The 15626-nt window shown below is 47.3% G+C and carries 17 protein-coding genes and 1 other annotated feature; of the genes, 14 read left to right on the top strand and 3 right to left on the bottom strand.

Annotation, left to right across the window (positions count from 1 at the left end; all coding sequences use genetic code 11):
- The first annotated feature begins 108 nt into the window (after window positions 1–108).
- From MKX80_RS15695 to thrS, 5 genes are all read left to right on the top strand, one after another.
- A complete protein-coding gene (locus tag MKX80_RS15695) occupies window positions 109–1533 on the top strand; it encodes a replication initiation and membrane attachment family protein (protein ID WP_268343236.1) in 1425 nt (474 codons plus the stop codon).
- Between the two features lie 17 nt (window positions 1534–1550).
- Window positions 1551–2483 (top strand): primosomal protein DnaI, encoded by a 933-nt coding sequence (gene dnaI / locus MKX80_RS15690; RefSeq protein ID WP_182070992.1) that lies wholly within the window; start codon window positions 1551–1553, stop codon window positions 2481–2483.
- A gap of 38 nt (window positions 2484–2521) precedes the next feature.
- Window positions 2522–3154 carry a TVP38/TMEM64 family protein gene (locus tag MKX80_RS15685; protein ID WP_154994029.1) on the top strand — a complete coding sequence of 211 codons (633 nt, stop codon included), beginning with the start codon at window positions 2522–2524 and terminating at the stop codon, window positions 3152–3154.
- 77 nt (window positions 3155–3231) lie between these two features.
- Window positions 3232–4074, top strand: coding sequence for a putative sporulation protein YtxC (gene ytxC / locus MKX80_RS15680; protein WP_154994027.1), 843 nt, complete (start codon window positions 3232–3234; stop codon window positions 4072–4074).
- Between the two features lie 342 nt (window positions 4075–4416).
- Window positions 4417–6348, top strand: coding sequence for a threonine--tRNA ligase (gene thrS / locus MKX80_RS15675; RefSeq protein WP_182070243.1), 1932 nt, complete (start codon window positions 4417–4419; stop codon window positions 6346–6348).
- Between the two features lie 31 nt (window positions 6349–6379).
- Here thrS and MKX80_RS15670 read toward each other — a convergent pair whose 3' ends face one another.
- Complete coding sequence (locus tag MKX80_RS15670; RefSeq protein WP_268343235.1) at window positions 6380–7192, bottom strand: HAD family hydrolase; 813 nt, start codon at window positions 7190–7192, stop codon at window positions 6380–6382.
- Window positions 7193–7466: 274 nt separating this feature from the next.
- On the opposite strand from MKX80_RS15670, the gene MKX80_RS15665 reads away from it, so the two are divergent.
- From MKX80_RS15665 to MKX80_RS15655, 3 genes are all read left to right on the top strand, one after another.
- Window positions 7467–7694, top strand: a complete 228-nt coding sequence (locus MKX80_RS15665; RefSeq protein WP_154994021.1) for a DUF3923 family protein — start codon at window positions 7467–7469, stop codon at window positions 7692–7694.
- A 126-nt stretch (window positions 7695–7820) separates the two neighbouring features.
- Window positions 7821–9605 (top strand): sensor histidine kinase, encoded by a 1785-nt coding sequence (locus MKX80_RS15660; protein ID WP_268343234.1) that lies wholly within the window; start codon window positions 7821–7823, stop codon window positions 9603–9605.
- Window positions 9580–10302 (top strand): LytTR family DNA-binding domain-containing protein, encoded by a 723-nt coding sequence (locus tag MKX80_RS15655; RefSeq protein ID WP_216930460.1) that lies wholly within the window; start codon window positions 9580–9582, stop codon window positions 10300–10302. The genes MKX80_RS15660 and MKX80_RS15655 overlap by 26 nt, the downstream gene beginning before the upstream one ends.
- A gap of 53 nt (window positions 10303–10355) precedes the next feature.
- Here the strand turns inward: MKX80_RS15655 and MKX80_RS15650 are convergent, their stop codons facing one another.
- A complete protein-coding gene (locus MKX80_RS15650; RefSeq protein ID WP_268343233.1) occupies window positions 10356–11912 on the bottom strand; it encodes an alkaline phosphatase D family protein in 1557 nt (518 codons plus the stop codon).
- Between the two features lie 238 nt (window positions 11913–12150).
- On the opposite strand from MKX80_RS15650, the gene lrgA reads away from it, so the two are divergent.
- From lrgA to MKX80_RS15620, 6 genes are all read left to right on the top strand, one after another.
- Window positions 12151–12564 carry an antiholin-like murein hydrolase modulator LrgA gene (lrgA, locus tag MKX80_RS15645; protein WP_154998138.1) on the top strand — a complete coding sequence of 138 codons (414 nt, stop codon included), beginning with the start codon at window positions 12151–12153 and terminating at the stop codon, window positions 12562–12564.
- Between the two features lie 23 nt (window positions 12565–12587).
- Window positions 12588–13271 carry an antiholin-like protein LrgB gene (lrgB, locus tag MKX80_RS15640; protein ID WP_043926602.1) on the top strand — a complete coding sequence of 228 codons (684 nt, stop codon included), beginning with the start codon at window positions 12588–12590 and terminating at the stop codon, window positions 13269–13271.
- 135 nt (window positions 13272–13406) lie between these two features.
- Window positions 13407–13539: a sequence feature (ribosomal protein L20 leader region), on the top strand.
- A gap of 66 nt (window positions 13540–13605) precedes the next feature.
- Complete coding sequence (gene infC / locus MKX80_RS15635) at window positions 13606–14124, top strand: translation initiation factor IF-3 (protein WP_154998146.1); 519 nt, start codon at window positions 13606–13608, stop codon at window positions 14122–14124.
- Between the two features lie 17 nt (window positions 14125–14141).
- The gene (gene rpmI, locus MKX80_RS15630; protein ID WP_003184267.1) at window positions 14142–14342 is read left to right on the top strand and encodes a 50S ribosomal protein L35; all 201 of its coding nucleotides are present in this window, start codon (window positions 14142–14144) and stop codon (window positions 14340–14342) included.
- 32 nt (window positions 14343–14374) lie between these two features.
- Window positions 14375–14734, top strand: coding sequence for a 50S ribosomal protein L20 (rplT, locus tag MKX80_RS15625; protein WP_003184266.1), 360 nt, complete (start codon window positions 14375–14377; stop codon window positions 14732–14734).
- A 117-nt stretch (window positions 14735–14851) separates the two neighbouring features.
- Complete coding sequence (locus MKX80_RS15620) at window positions 14852–15115, top strand: DUF1294 domain-containing protein (RefSeq protein ID WP_154998136.1); 264 nt, start codon at window positions 14852–14854, stop codon at window positions 15113–15115.
- A gap of 16 nt (window positions 15116–15131) precedes the next feature.
- On the opposite strand, the gene MKX80_RS15615 is transcribed toward MKX80_RS15620, so the two are convergent.
- The gene (locus MKX80_RS15615) at window positions 15132–15533 is read right to left on the bottom strand and encodes a sigma-w pathway protein ysdB (RefSeq protein WP_154998134.1); all 402 of its coding nucleotides are present in this window, start codon (window positions 15531–15533) and stop codon (window positions 15132–15134) included.
- Between the last annotated feature and the right edge of the window lie 93 nt (window positions 15534–15626).

The following is a 15626-nucleotide window of genomic DNA, read 5'->3' as shown; positions in this document are numbered from 1 at the left end:
AAATTGATCCAGCTCTTTTCTCATGATAAAAACACAGTCGTGTGACATGAAGGCCTGAAAAAGGTGTAAAATGAGGACAAGAAACGAAGTGGAAGGTTGACAAAAGATATGAGTAATTATTGGAAAGATTTGCTTCCTGTCGATCCGTACGTTGTCAAAAGCTACGGATTGCTGCAGGACTTGGACCGGCAAATTGTCACGCTGTTGTATCAGCCTTTAATCGGCTCTTTTTCGTTCAGCTTGTTTCTCACGCTGTGGGGAGAGCTGGAGCAAAACAGAGTCTGGGGAAAAAGCTCGACTCACAGACAGCTGATGGCGGCGATGCAGACCAACCTGAAGACGATTCACTCAGAAAAGGAAAAGCTTGAGGGGATCGGACTGTTGAAAACTTATATGAAAGAAACGGAAGACGAACGTTTGTTTATATATGAATTGATTCCGCCGCTCAGACCGGACGAGTTCTTTCAGGACGGCATGCTGAATGTCTTCTTGTACAACCGCGTCGGAAAAGCGAGGTTTCAGCAGCTGAAAGATTATTTTTCCCACCCGTCTGTTCCTGAAGAAGCACGGGATATCACCCGTTCTTTCAATGAAGTTTTTGCCTCTGTCCAGCCGAGCGAATGGAAGATGTCTGACGATATGATCGAAGCAATGGAGCTTCGCGAAGATCATGAATGGATGAAAGAAGGGACCAGCAAACCGGCAGCAGTCACAGACGACGCCTTTGACTTTCAACTGTTTCTCGCCGGTTTATCTGACACGCTTATCCCGAGAAAAGCGCTGACAGACCAAGTGAAGGAAACGATTAAAAAATTGGCCTTTCTCTACGGTATCGAACCGCTTCAGATGCAAAACGTCGTCATGTCAGCCGTTGACGAACACGATACGATCACGACAGAAGCGCTCAGAAAAGCGGCGAGCGACTGGTATCAGATCGAGCGCAGCGGCCCGCTTCCGGAACTCGTCGATAAAGTGCAGCCGATGAATCTCCGCGAACAGCCGAATCAACAGTCGTCAACGAACGCCAAGGAAGACAATTTGATCGCATTGCTTGAGCAGGTATCGCCAAGAAAGCTGCTGCAGGATATCGGCGGCGGAGCGGAACCATCCAAAGCCGATCTGAAAATTATAGAAGAAATTATGCTTGACCAAAAATTAGAGCCCGGCGTCATCAATGTTCTGATTTATTATGTCATGCTGAAAACCGATATGAAGCTCTCGAAAAATTACACCCAAAAAATCGCTTCTCACTGGGCCAGAAAAAACGTTCGCACGGTTAGAGAGGCCATGAAGCTTGCGAAAGAAGAAAACCGCCAATATCTTGAATGGGCGGAAGGGAAGAAAAAGCCTTTCCGGAACAAGAAAGTCATCAGGGAAGAAAAGCTGCCTGATTGGCTTCGGGAAAGTGACGAAGCTGACAGCAAACCGCTGGAAACAGAGCCGGCTGGTCCTGCAAGCAAAGAAGGTTTTGACCAACAGAAACAGAAGCTGCTCGAAGAAGTACAAAAACTGAAAAACCATTCCGCTCTTTAATGTGAGGTGACAAGATGATGGAGCCGATTAAACGCGCTTTGCAAGGCGTGACGACGAGACCCGATTTTCAAAAACGCCTTGAAGATATGAAAGAAAAAGTGCTCTCTGACAAGGACGTTCAGGAGTTTTTAAACAGCCGCCAGTCAGAAGTGGATCAAGGAATGATCGACAGGAGCCTGAACAAGCTTTATGAATTTACACAGCAAAGCAAAGCTTGCCGAGACTGCCCGAGTCTGAATGAATGCAAAAACCTGATTCAGGGTTATCATCCAAAGCTTGTGCTGAACGGAAAAACGATCGATGTTCAATATGATAGGTGTCCGGAAAAAAAGAAAGCGGACGAGAGGGAACGACAACGGTCGCTGATTAAAAGCATCTATATTCAACAGGATCTTTTGGATGCTACGTTTGCCGATATTGACGGAGACGACCCGAGCAGATTGAAGGTCCTTCAGCTTGTGACGGGATTCTTGCATGACTATAACGAAACGGGAAAGGGAAAAGGCATTTACGTCTACGGGAAGTTCGGGGTCGGAAAGACCTTTATGCTGGCCGCCATTGCCAATGAGCTTGCCGCAAAGGATCATCCATCCATTCTCGTCTATGTCCCTGAATTTGTCAGGGAGCTGAAAAATGCGATACATGATCAGTCGCTTGAGGAAAAGCTTGATATGGTCAAGTCTACGCCGATTCTGATGCTCGATGATATCGGTGCGGAGTCCATGTCAAGCTGGGTGAGGGATGAGGTGCTCGGCGCCATCCTTCAGCACAGAATGTCCCAGCAGCTGCCGACGTTTTTCTCTTCAAACTTTGACCCTGATGAACTAAAACACCATTTCACCTATTCGCAAAGGGGAGAAAAAGAAGAAGTAAAAGCGGCAAGGCTGATGGAAAGGGTGCTGTATTTAGCGACGCCTGTCCGGCTGGACGGGAAAAACCGGCGTCAGTAATCACATGACCCCGAGCTTCAATCACGGAGATGAAGAAGATGCGAAAAAGAACCTTGGCCAAATGGACGGCTATCGCCGTAATCGCGGTGGCCGGACTATGGCTGAATGCGAAATACCTGAATCTGAGCCCCGCTCATATAAGAGAAGGCGTCTTATCCTTCGGGATTTTCGCCCCGCTGATCTATATCGGATTATTGATGATCCGGCCGTTTTTGCTGCTTCCTGCTTCCGTTTTCGCCGTCAGCGGCGGCCTCGCTTTCGGTCCGCTGTTTGGCTCTTTGTATTCTTTTATCGGGGCGGCAGGCGGTGCATTTTTATCATTCGCTGTTGCCTACAGGCTCGGCGGAAACTTTCAGCACATGCCGCTGAAGCTTGACAGCCTGCGGACGCTTTTGCGGAAAAACGGCTTTTTCTGCATTCTGCTCTTGAGGCTGGCGCCGATTCATTTTGACGCGGTCAGCTATGCGGCAGGCGTTTCCAAAGTGAAGCCTCTGTCGTTTGTCCTGGCTACGGCGGCGGGTATCATTCCGGGCACGATTATTTTAAATGTGCTCGGGTCAAGCCTCTTGACCGGCGACATTATAGCGATTGCGGTTACAGCCGCAATTTACTTGATATTCATTACCGTCCCTCTTTTGTTCAGAAAAAAAGTGCAGGCGCTCCTCGATTAAGGGCTCATCCTTTTTTTACGTCTATTTTATTTGTCACCCCCATATACATGTATCAGATGTTGTTAGGGGGGACAAACATGCTTGAAATTACATTTGAAGATGATTATGATACAGCCGCGTTTTTGCATCTCCTTCGCAATGCGGATGGGAACCGGCATATCAAGATTCACGAAGCGCCAGGGAAAATTGGAATTGAAAAGACCCATTCCTCTGTCAGTATTCAGGCCTATATTGAGCCGGTTCTGACGAGATTTTTTACAGAATGCAAAGAAGACGAATACATGCTTTCGGTCATTGAAGGCGATTATTACTTTTTGGACCGGGATGAACAGCAGCAGATTCTTCAATTGGCCCACAGCATTATGGAGGGCGAACTTGAAGGGCTTCCTCTCAACAAGGACGACACACCTCGCGAACATTACATCATCCAGGAGCTCCAAACGATCTGTCTTGAGGAAAACGTCTTTTCCATTCGGTCCTTTATGACGTTTCGCCTCGGGAAGTATTATGAACGCCTCAGGTCTTATGTGGAGGCGGCGATCGACGAGTATAAAATGGAGCAGGAATACCAGACATTCATTCAATCGCTGAGAGACTACGTCATGTCGAAAGAGCCGATGCTTGACCATGTCCACATTGTGCACGACGGTTATTTTGTATTGTGGGAATTAAAGTATATTTCTGAACGGGAACAAAAAAAATACATAGACAGGCGGTTCGTAAGAGAACACCCAATGTATATTGATTCCCATCTCCTGGCTCCGCTCGTATCGATTGCGCCGGAAAAAATAGACCTCTACACGGAAGACCGGGAACACGCCATGGTTCAGACCATTCAAAATATTTTTCAGGAGCGCGTGCGGATTCTTTCGCTTGACGCCTTTCATCCGCGGGAAAACATTTTGGAAGAGCATTCTTGATTTTGCAGGAAAAACGATTTATAATACGATATAAACTTAAAGATACCATGTATTGATAAGGACATGAAAAGATGAACACCGGTTTGACAGAGAGGGAGACCAGGGCTGAAAGTCTCTTAAGCCAAGGAGCATTTTTTTACCGCCTTTGAACATCAGTTGTGAACGGCAGTTTGTCTAGTAATGACTGACGGGACTTCCCGTTACAGAACCGAAAGCCGAGAGCGCGACGGGTTTTTTGCGTTTTCGGGAAAAAGGGTGGAACCACGAATTCCGTTTATTAATCCTCGTCCCTTTCTAGGGGGACGGGGATTTTTTATTTTGTAAAAAAAAGGAGTGACTAGGATGTCAGATATGGTAAAAATCAAATTTCCTGACGGAGCGGTTAAGGAGTTTGCAAAAGCGACGACAACAGAAGATATCGCGGCATCAATCAGTCCCGGCTTAAAGAAAAAAGCGATAGCGGGAAAATTAAACGGCAAAGAAATCGATCTGCGCGCACCGATCCTTGAGGACGGCGCCATCGAAATCATTACTGAAGGCAGCGAAGAAGCGCTTGAAATCATGCGCCACAGTACTGCACACTTAATGGCTCAGGCGATCAAGCGCCTGTATAAAAACGTGAAGCTCGGCGTGGGTCCGGTCATCGAAAACGGCTTCTACTATGATGTGGATATGGAAGAAGCGCTGACTCCGGAAGACCTTCCGAAGATTGAGAAGGAAATGAAAAAAATCGTCGGTGAAAATCTGCCGATCGTAAGAAAAGAAGTCAGCCGCGAGGAAGCCAGAGCCCGGTTTGCCGAAATCGGCGATGATTTGAAATTGGAACTGCTTGATGCGATTCCGGAAGGCGAAACGGTATCGATCTATGAGCAGGGCGAATTCTTCGATCTGTGCCGCGGTGTTCACGTTCCTTCGACAGGCAAAATCAAGGAGTTCAAACTGCTGAGCCTTGCGGGGGCATACTGGCGCGGAGACAGCAACAACAAGATGCTCCAGCGCATTTACGGTACGGCTTTCTTCAAAAAAGCGGAGCTTGATGAACATCTTCGCCTCCTTGAGGAAGCAAAAGAACGCGACCACAGAAAGCTCGGAAAAGAACTGAAGCTGTTCGCCAATTCGCAAAAAGTCGGTCAGGGTCTGCCGCTTTGGCTGCCAAAGGGTGCGACCATCAGACGCGTCATCGAGCGTTATATCGTTGACAAAGAGCTTGCGCTCGGCTATGAGCACGTGTATACCCCTGTCCTCGGCAGCAAAGACCTGTATGAAACATCAGGCCACTGGGATCATTATCAAGACGGCATGTTCCCGCCGATGGAGATGGACAATGAAACACTTGTGCTTCGTCCGATGAACTGTCCGCACCATATGATGATTTATAAAAACGACATTCACAGCTACCGTGAACTGCCGATCCGGATCGCCGAGCTTGGAACGATGCACCGCTATGAAATGTCAGGCGCTCTTTCAGGTCTGCAGCGTGTTCGCGGAATGACGCTGAATGACGCTCACATTTTTGTCCGTCCAGATCAAATCAAAGACGAGTTCATTCGAACTGTCCGCCTGATTCAGGATGTATACGAAGACTTCGGTCTGGAAGAGTATTCATTCCGCTTGTCTTACCGCGACCCTGAAGATACAGAGAAATACTACGATGACGATGAAATGTGGAACAAAGCGCAATCGATGCTGAAGGAAGCGATGGACGAGATCGGACACGATTATTACGAAGCTGAAGGGGAAGCGGCTTTCTACGGACCGAAGCTTGACGTTCAGGTCAAAACAGCGATCGGCAAAGAGGAAACACTGTCAACTGTACAGCTGGACTTCCTTCTTCCTGAAAAATTTGACTTGACATATGTCGGAGAAGACGGAAAACCTCATCGTCCGGTCGTCATTCACAGAGGTGTCGTATCGACAATGGAACGCTTTGTCGCATTCCTAATTGAGGAGCATAAAGGCGCATTGCCGACATGGCTTGCCCCTGTTCAGTTCCAGGTCATCCCTGTATCGCCGTCCGTGCATCTTGACTACGCCAAAAAAGTTCAGGAGCGCCTGCAGCGTGAAGGGCTTCGCGTTGAAGTCGATATCCGCGATGAGAAAATCGGCTATAAAATCCGTGAAGCACAGATGCAAAAAATCCCGTACATGCTTGTCGTCGGCGACCAGGAAGTTGAAAACGAAGCCGTCAACGTCCGCAAATACGGAGAGCAAAAATCAGAAACGGTTGCAATTGCAGACTTCATTAAAAAAGCCGTTGCTGAAGCAAAGAAATAAACAAGAAAAAAGCATGATTCCCGCTCGGGAGTCATGCTTTTTTGCTTAGCTTGTCCGCTGTTTCTACGCGGAGGATATCGAACAGTTCGCTTAAATGGCTGATTTCGTGATCAGGTGTAACGTCAGTTTCATTCTTTTTGCCTTTGCGGTTGATCCAGACGGTTTGAATGCCTGCTCTGGAAGCCCCGAGAATGTCGGTGTTCAAGTTGTCTCCGACCATCACGGCGTCATCCTTTGACATGCCGAGGAGGCTGAGGCAGTGTTCAAATATGCTTGGATCAGGCTTTCCTTTTCCGAATTCACCGGAAATGACGATTTCATTAAAATAAGGAGCAAGTTCCGGTACGCCTGCCAACTTTTCTTTCTGCAGGCTCGGGTCGCCGTTTGTCAGCAAAAGAAGCTCTACTTTTCCTTTCAGTTCATCTAAAACGGCAAATGTTTCTTCATACACGAAAGGGCTCTTTCGGCGCACTGCCGCAAAATATTCGCCGAGTTCTTCCCCGAAGGCGGGATCGTCGATGCCAAACGCCTTCAATCCGTTTGTCCATGCGTTTTTTCTGTATTCAGGAACAATTTTGTTCAGTTTTTGAAACCCTTCGCTGATCGGCTCGCTGAAGTTTGACCACAGGCCTTCAAATGGGTTGATGCCGATCATGACGGTGTATGGATATGTTTCATAAGACGTGTAAAGCTTTCGCGCTGCTTCGCGGACGGCTGCTTCAAATTCTTCCGCATGGATTCCGTATTTTTCTTCAGCTTTAAGACACGTTTTGGAAAATGCTGTGCTGACGCTTTTTTCATCCCAGAGCAATGTATCGTCTAAATCAAAAAATACGGCTTTCATGATCTTCTCCTCTGCCATTATAATTTATAGAATTCTCTCATTTATTTTACAATAGATCAAAGGGATGTGAAAGGAATGAATTTAAGAATGTGATGTAATGCAGTGTCAAAGTGTGAAAGCTTCTCGGATATGATAAAATGAAATTCTATTGTTTGGAAAACAAGGGGATTTCTAAGATCCATTTTATGATCATGATGTTGGCCTATATGCGGGCGGAAGAAGCGGATTCAGTGTAACAAAATGATATAGTTGTAGAAATGGAAGGAATGGTTTTGTGAAAAAACGATGGGTATTTTGGTGGGTTTGCAACATATTTTGGATGGCTATTTTTGTAATAGGGGCAGCTGTTGTTTGGCTGAGAGATGTTGATGGTGCAGGTGTTACTCAAACACCTGAACTTAAATTAATAGCATTTATCGTTTTATTGATTGCATTTATATTTCCATTCATTATTCAAGTGGTGTGGCTGATTGTTAATTTGAAAATGGGAAGTAGCAAATAAGCAAACGGCGGCAAACAATTGCTGCCTTTTTTATTTTGTAAAGCATACCGCGTCAAAGTGTGAATAATGAGAGGTATGATAGAATAAGAGCAGATTCCGATTCAGAAAGAAAGCAAGGGGAAGTACATGATCCAACTCATGATCATGATGCTGGAGAGAGTGGGGATCATCGTCATTCTGGGCTTTATGTTGGCCCATATGAAGGTGTTCCGTCAGCACCTTCAGCATCCTGAAGGGTATAAGGGAAAGGGAGTTCTCATCTTCATTTTTTCCTTGTTCAGCATCATCAGCAACTATACGGGGATTGAAATCCGAGAACACGAGATTTTGAACAATGATTGGATTTTTGCGATCGACCCGTCAAGCTCGATTGCCAATACGAGAATTCTTGGTGTCGAAATCGGCGGCCTGATCGGAGGGCCGTTTGTCGGAGCGGGTGTCGGGCTGCTGTCAGGCATTCACCGTTTTTCACTGGGAGGGACGACGGCTTTGAGCTGTGCGGTTTCTTCACTGCTGGCTGGCGTCATCGCAGGTTACATCGGCAGCTTTTTCAGGAAACGGCACCAGATGGTGACACCGCGGGTAGCCGCTCTTGCGGGTATTTGTATGGAGGGCCTGCAGATGCTAATGATTCTCGTGCTTGCAAAACCGCAGGCTGAGGCTCTGGCGCTCGTTCAGATGATCGGTATTCCGATGATGATTGTCAACGGGACGGGCAGCTTTATTTTTCTATCGATCATTCAGTCTATTATCCGCAAAGAGGAACAGGCGAGGGCCGTTCAGACCCATAAGGTATTTTCGATAGCGGATCAGACGCTTCCTTTTTTCCGCCGGGGACTGAATGAGGATTCCTGCAAAAGCGCCGCTCTCATTATTCATCGGATGACGGGGACGGATGCCGTATCGATTACAGACAGAGAGAACATTCTCGCTCATGTCGGAGAAGGAGCCGACCATCATATTCCTTCAAAAAATCTGATCACCGGTTTATCGAAAAAAGTCATTCACACCGGTAAGGTCATGAAAGTGAAGTCGCGCGATGAAATCGAGTGTACGCACCGTTCTTGTCCGCTGCAGGCGGCGATCGTACTGCCGCTCTTCTCCAATCGCGAAACGATCGGCACGCTGAAGCTGTATTTTAAGCACCCATCCGGACTTAACCGCGTGACGGAAGAGCTTGCCGAAGGGCTTGCCATGCTTTTTTCCACCCAGCTTGAGCTCGGTGAGGCGGAGCTGCAAAGCAAGCTTTTGAAAGATGCCGAAATCAAAGCGCTTCAGGCACAGGTCAATCCGCACTTTTTATTTAATGCCATCCATACGATTTCTGCTCTGTGCAGGACAGATCCGGAAAAAACGCGGAAACTTCTCTTGCAGCTGAGCGTTTATTTTCGTTCCAATCTGCAGGGAGCCAGGCAGCTGATGATTCCGCTCTCAAAAGAGCTGAATCACCTGGAAGCCTATTTATCATTGGAGCAGGCCCGATTCCCTGGCAAGTATCATATTGATTTTCAGATCGAGGACGGCCTTGAAAGAATGGAAATCCCTCCTTTTATATTGCAGCTGCTCGTTGAAAACGCGCTCCGCCATGCATTCCCGGGAAAACAAAAGGTGTGCACGGTAAAAGTATGCGCTGTGAGAGAGCATGACGGCGTTTTGATGAAGGTGTCAGACAACGGCAGGGGAATTGATCCGGAGATGCTTGGACAGCTGGGACAGGCGCCCGCGCCTTCAAAAGAAGGGAATGGGACGGCGCTTTACAATGTGAATCAGCGGCTCACCGGTTTGTTCGGGCACCAGGCTGCCCTGCAGCTTGCCAGCGAACTTGATCAAGGAACAGAGATATCCTTCAAGATTCCTTTTCAAACCGAAAGAGAGGGGAACAGAGATGCTCAAGGTATTAATCGTGGATGATGAAATGTTTGCGCGAGACGAGCTGAGATATTTATTAGAGCAGACTGAAGAAGTGGATGCGATCGATGAAGCTGAACATATCGAAGAAGCGTTTGACAAAATGGCGGATCACAAACCTGATATCCTCTTCTTGGACATCGATTTGTCTGGGGAGAACGGTTTTGACATTGCGAAGCGGCTGAAAAAAATGTCGGCTCCTCCGGCTGTCGTTTTTGCGACCGCTTATGATGAATATGCGCTGAAAGCATTTGAAGTGGATGCGATCGATTATTTGACAAAGCCGTTTGATGAGGAGCGAATCAGACAGACGATACAAAAATATAAAAGGATGCGTCCCGGCCATCAGGAGGGGCAGCAGCTTGCGGGCCACCACAGGCTTGCTCTCAGCATTGACGAATCGATCGTCGTGCTCGATCCGGACGAAATCGTATACGCCGGGTTAGAAGACGGACACGTCACAGTGAAAACCTTTGATCAGGCATATACGGTTCACGATACATTAGTCGTACTCGAACAAAAGCTGTCACAGACGGCATTGATCAGGGTGCACAGAAGCTTTCTCGCAAATATGGATCATATTAAACAGGTTAAACCTTGGTTCAATTCGACATACAACCTCCTGATGAAAGACGGTTCCACGATTCCTGTCAGCCGTACATACGCGAAAGAGCTGAAAAAACGGCTGCATATGGTGTGAAAAATGATCAGCGGCGGTGAAAGACTGAATTCGTCAGTCACCGCCGTTTTTAGCTAAAACATGCGCTGGAGCCCGGGCCGTCCCGCTTCAACGGCGAACTTGGCATAAGTTGAGACTGGGGCGCCGGGGCGTGTGATATAAGGAAGAACCTGGAAGTTGGCTTCGAGCTGCCGGGGCGTCAAGAGGCAGCGAACATAGCCGCGCTGCGCATTGTACAGTTTGACATGCGGGTTTCCGAGCCAGATCGGCGCCAATGAATCGGTTTCACTGCCGTCAGCGTCTGAAGAGATCGAAGTTGTGATCAGTTCGGTTCCGATTGTCGCTGAACCAACATCGTCGAAGTCCGCCTTTAAGTCGGCGGCAGCATGTCTGTGAATATCCCCTGTCAGCACAACGGGGTTTTGGATGCCGTATGCCTTGTAAGCGGAAAAAAGCCTGTCGCGGCAAGCGGGGAAACCGTCCCACTGGTCTGTGCTGTACTCAACTCCAGGGCCTGTGTCGCGGTCGATTTGAGCCAGCACGACTTGCTGGACTAAAAAGTTCCACACCGTGTCAGACTGGCTCAAGCCCTGAAAAAGCCAGCGCTCCTGGTCAAATCCGAGTATGGAACGGGATGGCTCAAGCCGTTCAGCCTCATTTGCCGGAAAATTATTGCGGTACTGCCGGGTGTCCAGAACATTGAATTCAGCCAGGTTTCCATAGCGGAACCGTCTGTACATCAGCATGTCAGGCCCATTTGGAATCGATGTGCTGCGGATCGGGATATTTTCGTAGAAAGCTTGGTACGCCGCTGCGCGCTGCCGGAGAAAATCGTCCGGAGAAGTATTGTATTGCGAATGGATACCGGCATAATTGTTTTCGACCTCATGGTCATCCATCGTCACAACCCAGGGAGCCAGTGCATGAATGGCCTGGAGGTCCGGATCTGTCTTGAAAAGAGAATATCTGAGTCTGTATTGGCTCAGCGTGACGGTTTTTGCGTTATGGGCAGCGGATAAAGTCACATCGCGGAAAAGATTTTTAGCATTAATGGCATATTCGTAAATATAGTCTCCGAGAAAAAAAACAACGTCCGGATGGTCTTCGGCCATATGCCGGTACGCCGTAAAATATCCGTGGTACCAAGCTTGGCACGAGGCGAGGGTGAACGACATTCCCTTGATGTCGGCGTGCGGGGAAGGCGCGGTTTTTGTACGGCCTGTCCGGCTGATTTCCCGGCCCGCTTTAAACCTGTACCAATAATAGCTTCCCGGCTTTAAACCGTGCACTTCAACATGAACGGAGTGGGCGAGCTCAGCGAGCGCAGAGGCCGTCCCGCGCTTCACCACTTTGTGAAAATGTTCATCTTCAGCTACTTCCCATTGAACAGGGACAGCTCTGTCAGGCATTCCCCCTAAACCGTCTTCGGCAAGCGGATCAGGGGCAAGCCTTGTCCAGATGACAAACCCGTCGGGGTGCGGGTCTCCAGAAGCCACGCCAAGCTTGAATGGATAATCTGCAAATCGGGGCGCGCCGGCGGCGATCGAAGCGTCTTCAGGCATAAGGCCGCGTCTTGCCAAAGATACGAATTCGCCAGCCGGAACAAAGCGGCCTCCTCTTGAATGGTCCATGGGTCAGGCCTCCTCATCAATCGTTTTCTCATTAACCACTATACGATCTGCTTTGCTCCATTAGCACATTCTGGAATTTAAATATTTGTGAAGAATTTGCAAAGCCGGAAGAGTGATTTGCATTTCATCGTCCCATTTCTGCAGTTGAAGGGCCGTATCCGGCAAGTTATTTTGAAAACGCTTTTTTGGCCGGGCTTTTTTTTATAATGAACCCAACACAGCCAAAGAGGTGAACGAAATGAAGGGTAAAAAAGAATATGGATTTTTAACTCAGGCATTTATTTTTGCTGTTATGATGTTTGTTTCAAACGGAATCGCCGCAATTCTGCCCATCCCGATTCCTCCATCTGTCATCGGTTTGGTGTTGTTGTTTACATTGCTGTGTGCGAAGGTGCTCAAGCTTGAACAAGTCGAATCGCTTGGCACGGCGCTCACTTCGCTGATCGGTTTTTTATTCGTTCCGTCGGGAATATCAGTGATGAATTCGCTCGGCGTCATGGAGAAATACGGGTTGCCGATCGTCCTTGTGATTTTCCTGGCCACCGTCATTCTGCTTGCAGCGACAGGATTGTTTTCACAGTTCATTCTGTCTGTCGGCAAAAAGGACCGTCAGGACACCCGGGTTGAACCAGCTAAAAAAACAGCTTCTTGAATCAATAGGAGGTTCTTTACGTTATGACACCTTATTTCGGTATCGTCGTTTCACTGGCCGCATTTGGCATCGGCACTTTTTTATTTAAAAAATCAAATGGTTTTTTCTTATTCACGCCTCTGTTTGTCGCGATGATTCTTGGAATCGCGTTTTTAAAAATCGGCGGATTTTCATATGAGGACTACAAGAGCGGCGGAGACATCATTAAGTTCTTTTTGGAGCCCGCCACGATTGCGTTTGCCATTCCTTTATACAAACAGGCGAAAAGCTTGAAAAAATATTGGCTGCAAATCCTTGGCGCCATTATCGCAGGCTCTGTCTGCTCGGTTGCTGTCGTCTATCTGATCGCAAACGCGCTTCATCTTGACGGAGCCGTTATGAAAAGTATGCTGCCCCAGGCCGCCACGACGGCGATTGCTCTGCCTTTATCAAAAGGAATCGGCGGCATTCAAGATATCACGGCCTTCGCCGTCATCTTTAACGCAGTGATCGTCTATGCGCTCGGCGCGCTTTTATTGAAAATCTTCAAAGTGCAGCATCCGATCGCCAAAGGGTTGGCGCTCGGAACATCAGGACATGCCCTTGGTGTCGCTGTCGGAATTGAAATGGGGGAAGTCGAAGCGGCAATGGCGAGTATTGCAGTTGTCGTCGTCGGCGTTGTGACCGTGTTTGTCGTTCCGTTATGTGTCCAAATGATCGGCGGATAGAGCGGCTGAAAGAAAAATAAAAAAATAGCATTGCTATTTCAAAAGTGTCCTGATATAATAGCAAATGTTGTGATAAATTTTATATCTTGACTTGCAGGATTTGTTTATGTAAGATGGATAATGAATTGAATATATATCAACAAGCAGAAGCACCCGCTTCTCACCTGATTGACACATTCTTGTAGTTGGCAGGTTAAACGTACATTTCTTATTTTTCTATGCAATGTTCGCAGTGTGGGTGTTTCGATGCCCACACTTTTTGTTTGCCTGTGAAATGCAAAGAAACGTCAAAATGAGTTGTGAAATCAATTCAAAGATTCTATGGAGGTGGCTCATTATTAGCAAAGATCAATTGGTTAATGAGGGTATCCGTGCGCGTGAAGTTCGTTTGATCGGACAAAATGGCGATCAGCTTGGGATCAAATCCCGCCAGGAAGCACTGGAAATTGCGAGTCGCGCAAATCTTGACCTTGTGTTGGTTGCAGCGAATGCAAAACCGCCTGTCTGCCGGATCATGGACTACGGAAAGTACAGATTCGAGCAGCAGAAGAAGGAAAAGGAAGCACGCAAAAATCAAAAAATCATTAACTTAAAAGAAGTTCGGCTGAGCCCTGGTATTGAAGAACATGACTTCAATACAAAGCTTCGCAACGCCATCAAGTTCCTGCAAAAAGGGGACAAAGTGAAAGCGTCCATCCGTTTTAAAGGCCGTGCGATCACGCATAAAGAAATCGGGCAGCGCGTGCTGGACCGTTTTTCAGAAGCCTGCGCGGAAGTGGCGACTGTTGAAACGAAGCCGAAAATGGACGGCCGCAGCATGTTCCTGGTGCTCGCGCCTAAAATTGAAAAGTAATTAAGGAGGAAACATCCATGCCAAAAATGAAAACTCACCGCGGATCTGCGAAACGTTTTAAAAAGACAGGTTCCGGGAAACTGAAACGTTCTCATGCATATACAAGTCACTTGTTCGCAAATAAATCTCAAAAACAAAAGCGCAAGCTTCGCAAAAGCGCAGTCGTAAGCGCCGGCGATTTCAAACGCATCAAGCAGCAGCTTGCCAACATTAAGTAATTCGGAAAAGGTATAATTAGGAGGGAAATCTAATGCCAAGAGTAAAAGGCGGAACTGTTACACGTAAACGTCGTAAAAAGGTTCTCAAATTAGCAAAAGGTTATTTTGGTTCAAAACATACATTATATAAAGTAGCTAACCAGCAGGTTATGAAATCAGGAAACTACGCTTTCCGCGACCGTCGTCAGAAAAAGCGCGATTTCCGCAAACTTTGGATCACTCGTATCAATGCTGCAGCACGCATGAACGGTCTTTCTTACAGCCGTTTGATGCACGGTCTTAAGCTTTCCGGTATCGAAGTAAACCGCAAAATGCTTGCTGACCTTGCTGTAAACGATCTGAACGCATTCAATCAGCTTGCAGACGCTGCTAAAGCTCAATTGAATAAATAATTGAAAAAAGGCCGGGTTCCGGCCTTTTTCTTTTGTTCTTAGAGCAGGATGTGGAACGGTTCGTGAGGCCGGCCGCCGCAAGTGATCAAACCGCGAAGCAAGGGGAAATGAACAAATATGACTCTCATATGGATTTACACGATCCTCATAAACGGATACGGCTTTTTCTTAATGAAAGCAGACAAGCAAAAAGCGGTCAGAGGTAAATGGAGGGTGTCTGAGCGCCGCATCTGGCTCGTTGCGGCCGCTTTCGGTTCCGCGGGCGTCTGGTTCGGGATGCTGCGGTTCAGACATAAGACAAAACACCTTTCCTTCAGGCTTGGCATTCCTTTTTTGCTGGGCGTACAAGCCGTTTTGACCGGCTTTTATATGATGAACTAAAAAAGCAGACGAGGCTTTATTGCTCTTCTGCTTTTTTGTTTTTCCATTTCTGAATGTTCGAATCCCAATCGATTTTGCAATCGGGATAGTGCGATTTAATGTTTTCTTCCAATTCCGCGAAGTCTTCCTCATTGAAAGAGCTGAGCTTTTCTTCAGGCGCTTCCGTCCATACAAAAATCGTATGGATAAACAGCGGATGGTCTTTTGAAGGAATGTGTTTTTCTCCTTCGAAAAGCACGCCTTTAAATGTCAGTTTGAGATTTTTGCGTGCGTTTTTCTGTTCATCCAAAAAATAAAAGTGCTTTTTTGCCTGCGCTGATTTCAGCCTTCTGTCAGGGTTCCCGAAAAATTGAACGGCCCTGTACACGACGTATACCAAAAGTGCCAGCAAAGCCAGTCTCAATATGATGACAATCATGTTAAAACAGAACCTCCCTTGAAAGTAATTTTAAGTATATCCCAATATATACGAACCAGTTCCCGCAAGGTTTCATTTTTTAACCAAAAAAGC

Source organism: Bacillus sp. FSL K6-0972, from assembly GCF_037976035.1.
GTDB classification, from domain to species: Bacteria; Bacillota; Bacilli; order Bacillales; family Bacillaceae; genus Bacillus; species Bacillus haynesii.
Note: the sequence above shows the minus strand (reverse complement) of the source record. Positions and strands in the feature narration are given on the sequence as shown.

Bases quoted from the DNA above. Each gene is read 5' to 3' on its own strand.
- MKX80_RS15695 (WP_268343236.1), top strand. From the start codon at position 109: ATGAGTAATTATTGGAAAGATTTGCTTCCTGTCGATCCGTACGTTGTC.
- dnaI (WP_182070992.1), top strand. From the start codon at position 1,551: ATGGAGCCGATTAAACGCGCTTTGCAAGGCGTGACGACGAGACCCGAT.
- MKX80_RS15685 (WP_154994029.1), top strand. From the start codon at position 2,522: ATGCGAAAAAGAACCTTGGCCAAATGGACGGCTATCGCCGTAATCGCG.
- ytxC (WP_154994027.1), top strand. From the start codon at position 3,232: ATGCTTGAAATTACATTTGAAGATGATTATGATACAGCCGCGTTTTTG.
- thrS (WP_182070243.1), top strand. From the start codon at position 4,417: ATGTCAGATATGGTAAAAATCAAATTTCCTGACGGAGCGGTTAAGGAG.
- MKX80_RS15670 (WP_268343235.1), bottom strand. From the start codon at position 7,192: ATGAAAGCCGTATTTTTTGATTTAGACGATACATTGCTCTGGGATGAA.
- MKX80_RS15660 (WP_268343234.1), top strand. From the start codon at position 7,821: ATGATCCAACTCATGATCATGATGCTGGAGAGAGTGGGGATCATCGTC.
- MKX80_RS15655 (WP_216930460.1), top strand. From the start codon at position 9,580: ATGCTCAAGGTATTAATCGTGGATGATGAAATGTTTGCGCGAGACGAG.
- MKX80_RS15650 (WP_268343233.1), bottom strand. From the start codon at position 11,912: ATGGACCATTCAAGAGGAGGCCGCTTTGTTCCGGCTGGCGAATTCGTA.
- lrgA (WP_154998138.1), top strand. From the start codon at position 12,151: ATGAAGGGTAAAAAAGAATATGGATTTTTAACTCAGGCATTTATTTTT.
- lrgB (WP_043926602.1), top strand. From the start codon at position 12,588: ATGACACCTTATTTCGGTATCGTCGTTTCACTGGCCGCATTTGGCATC.
- rpmI (WP_003184267.1), top strand. From the start codon at position 14,142: ATGCCAAAAATGAAAACTCACCGCGGATCTGCGAAACGTTTTAAAAAG.
- rplT (WP_003184266.1), top strand. From the start codon at position 14,375: ATGCCAAGAGTAAAAGGCGGAACTGTTACACGTAAACGTCGTAAAAAG.
- MKX80_RS15620 (WP_154998136.1), top strand. From the start codon at position 14,852: ATGACTCTCATATGGATTTACACGATCCTCATAAACGGATACGGCTTT.
- MKX80_RS15615 (WP_154998134.1), bottom strand. From the start codon at position 15,533: ATGATTGTCATCATATTGAGACTGGCTTTGCTGGCACTTTTGGTATAC.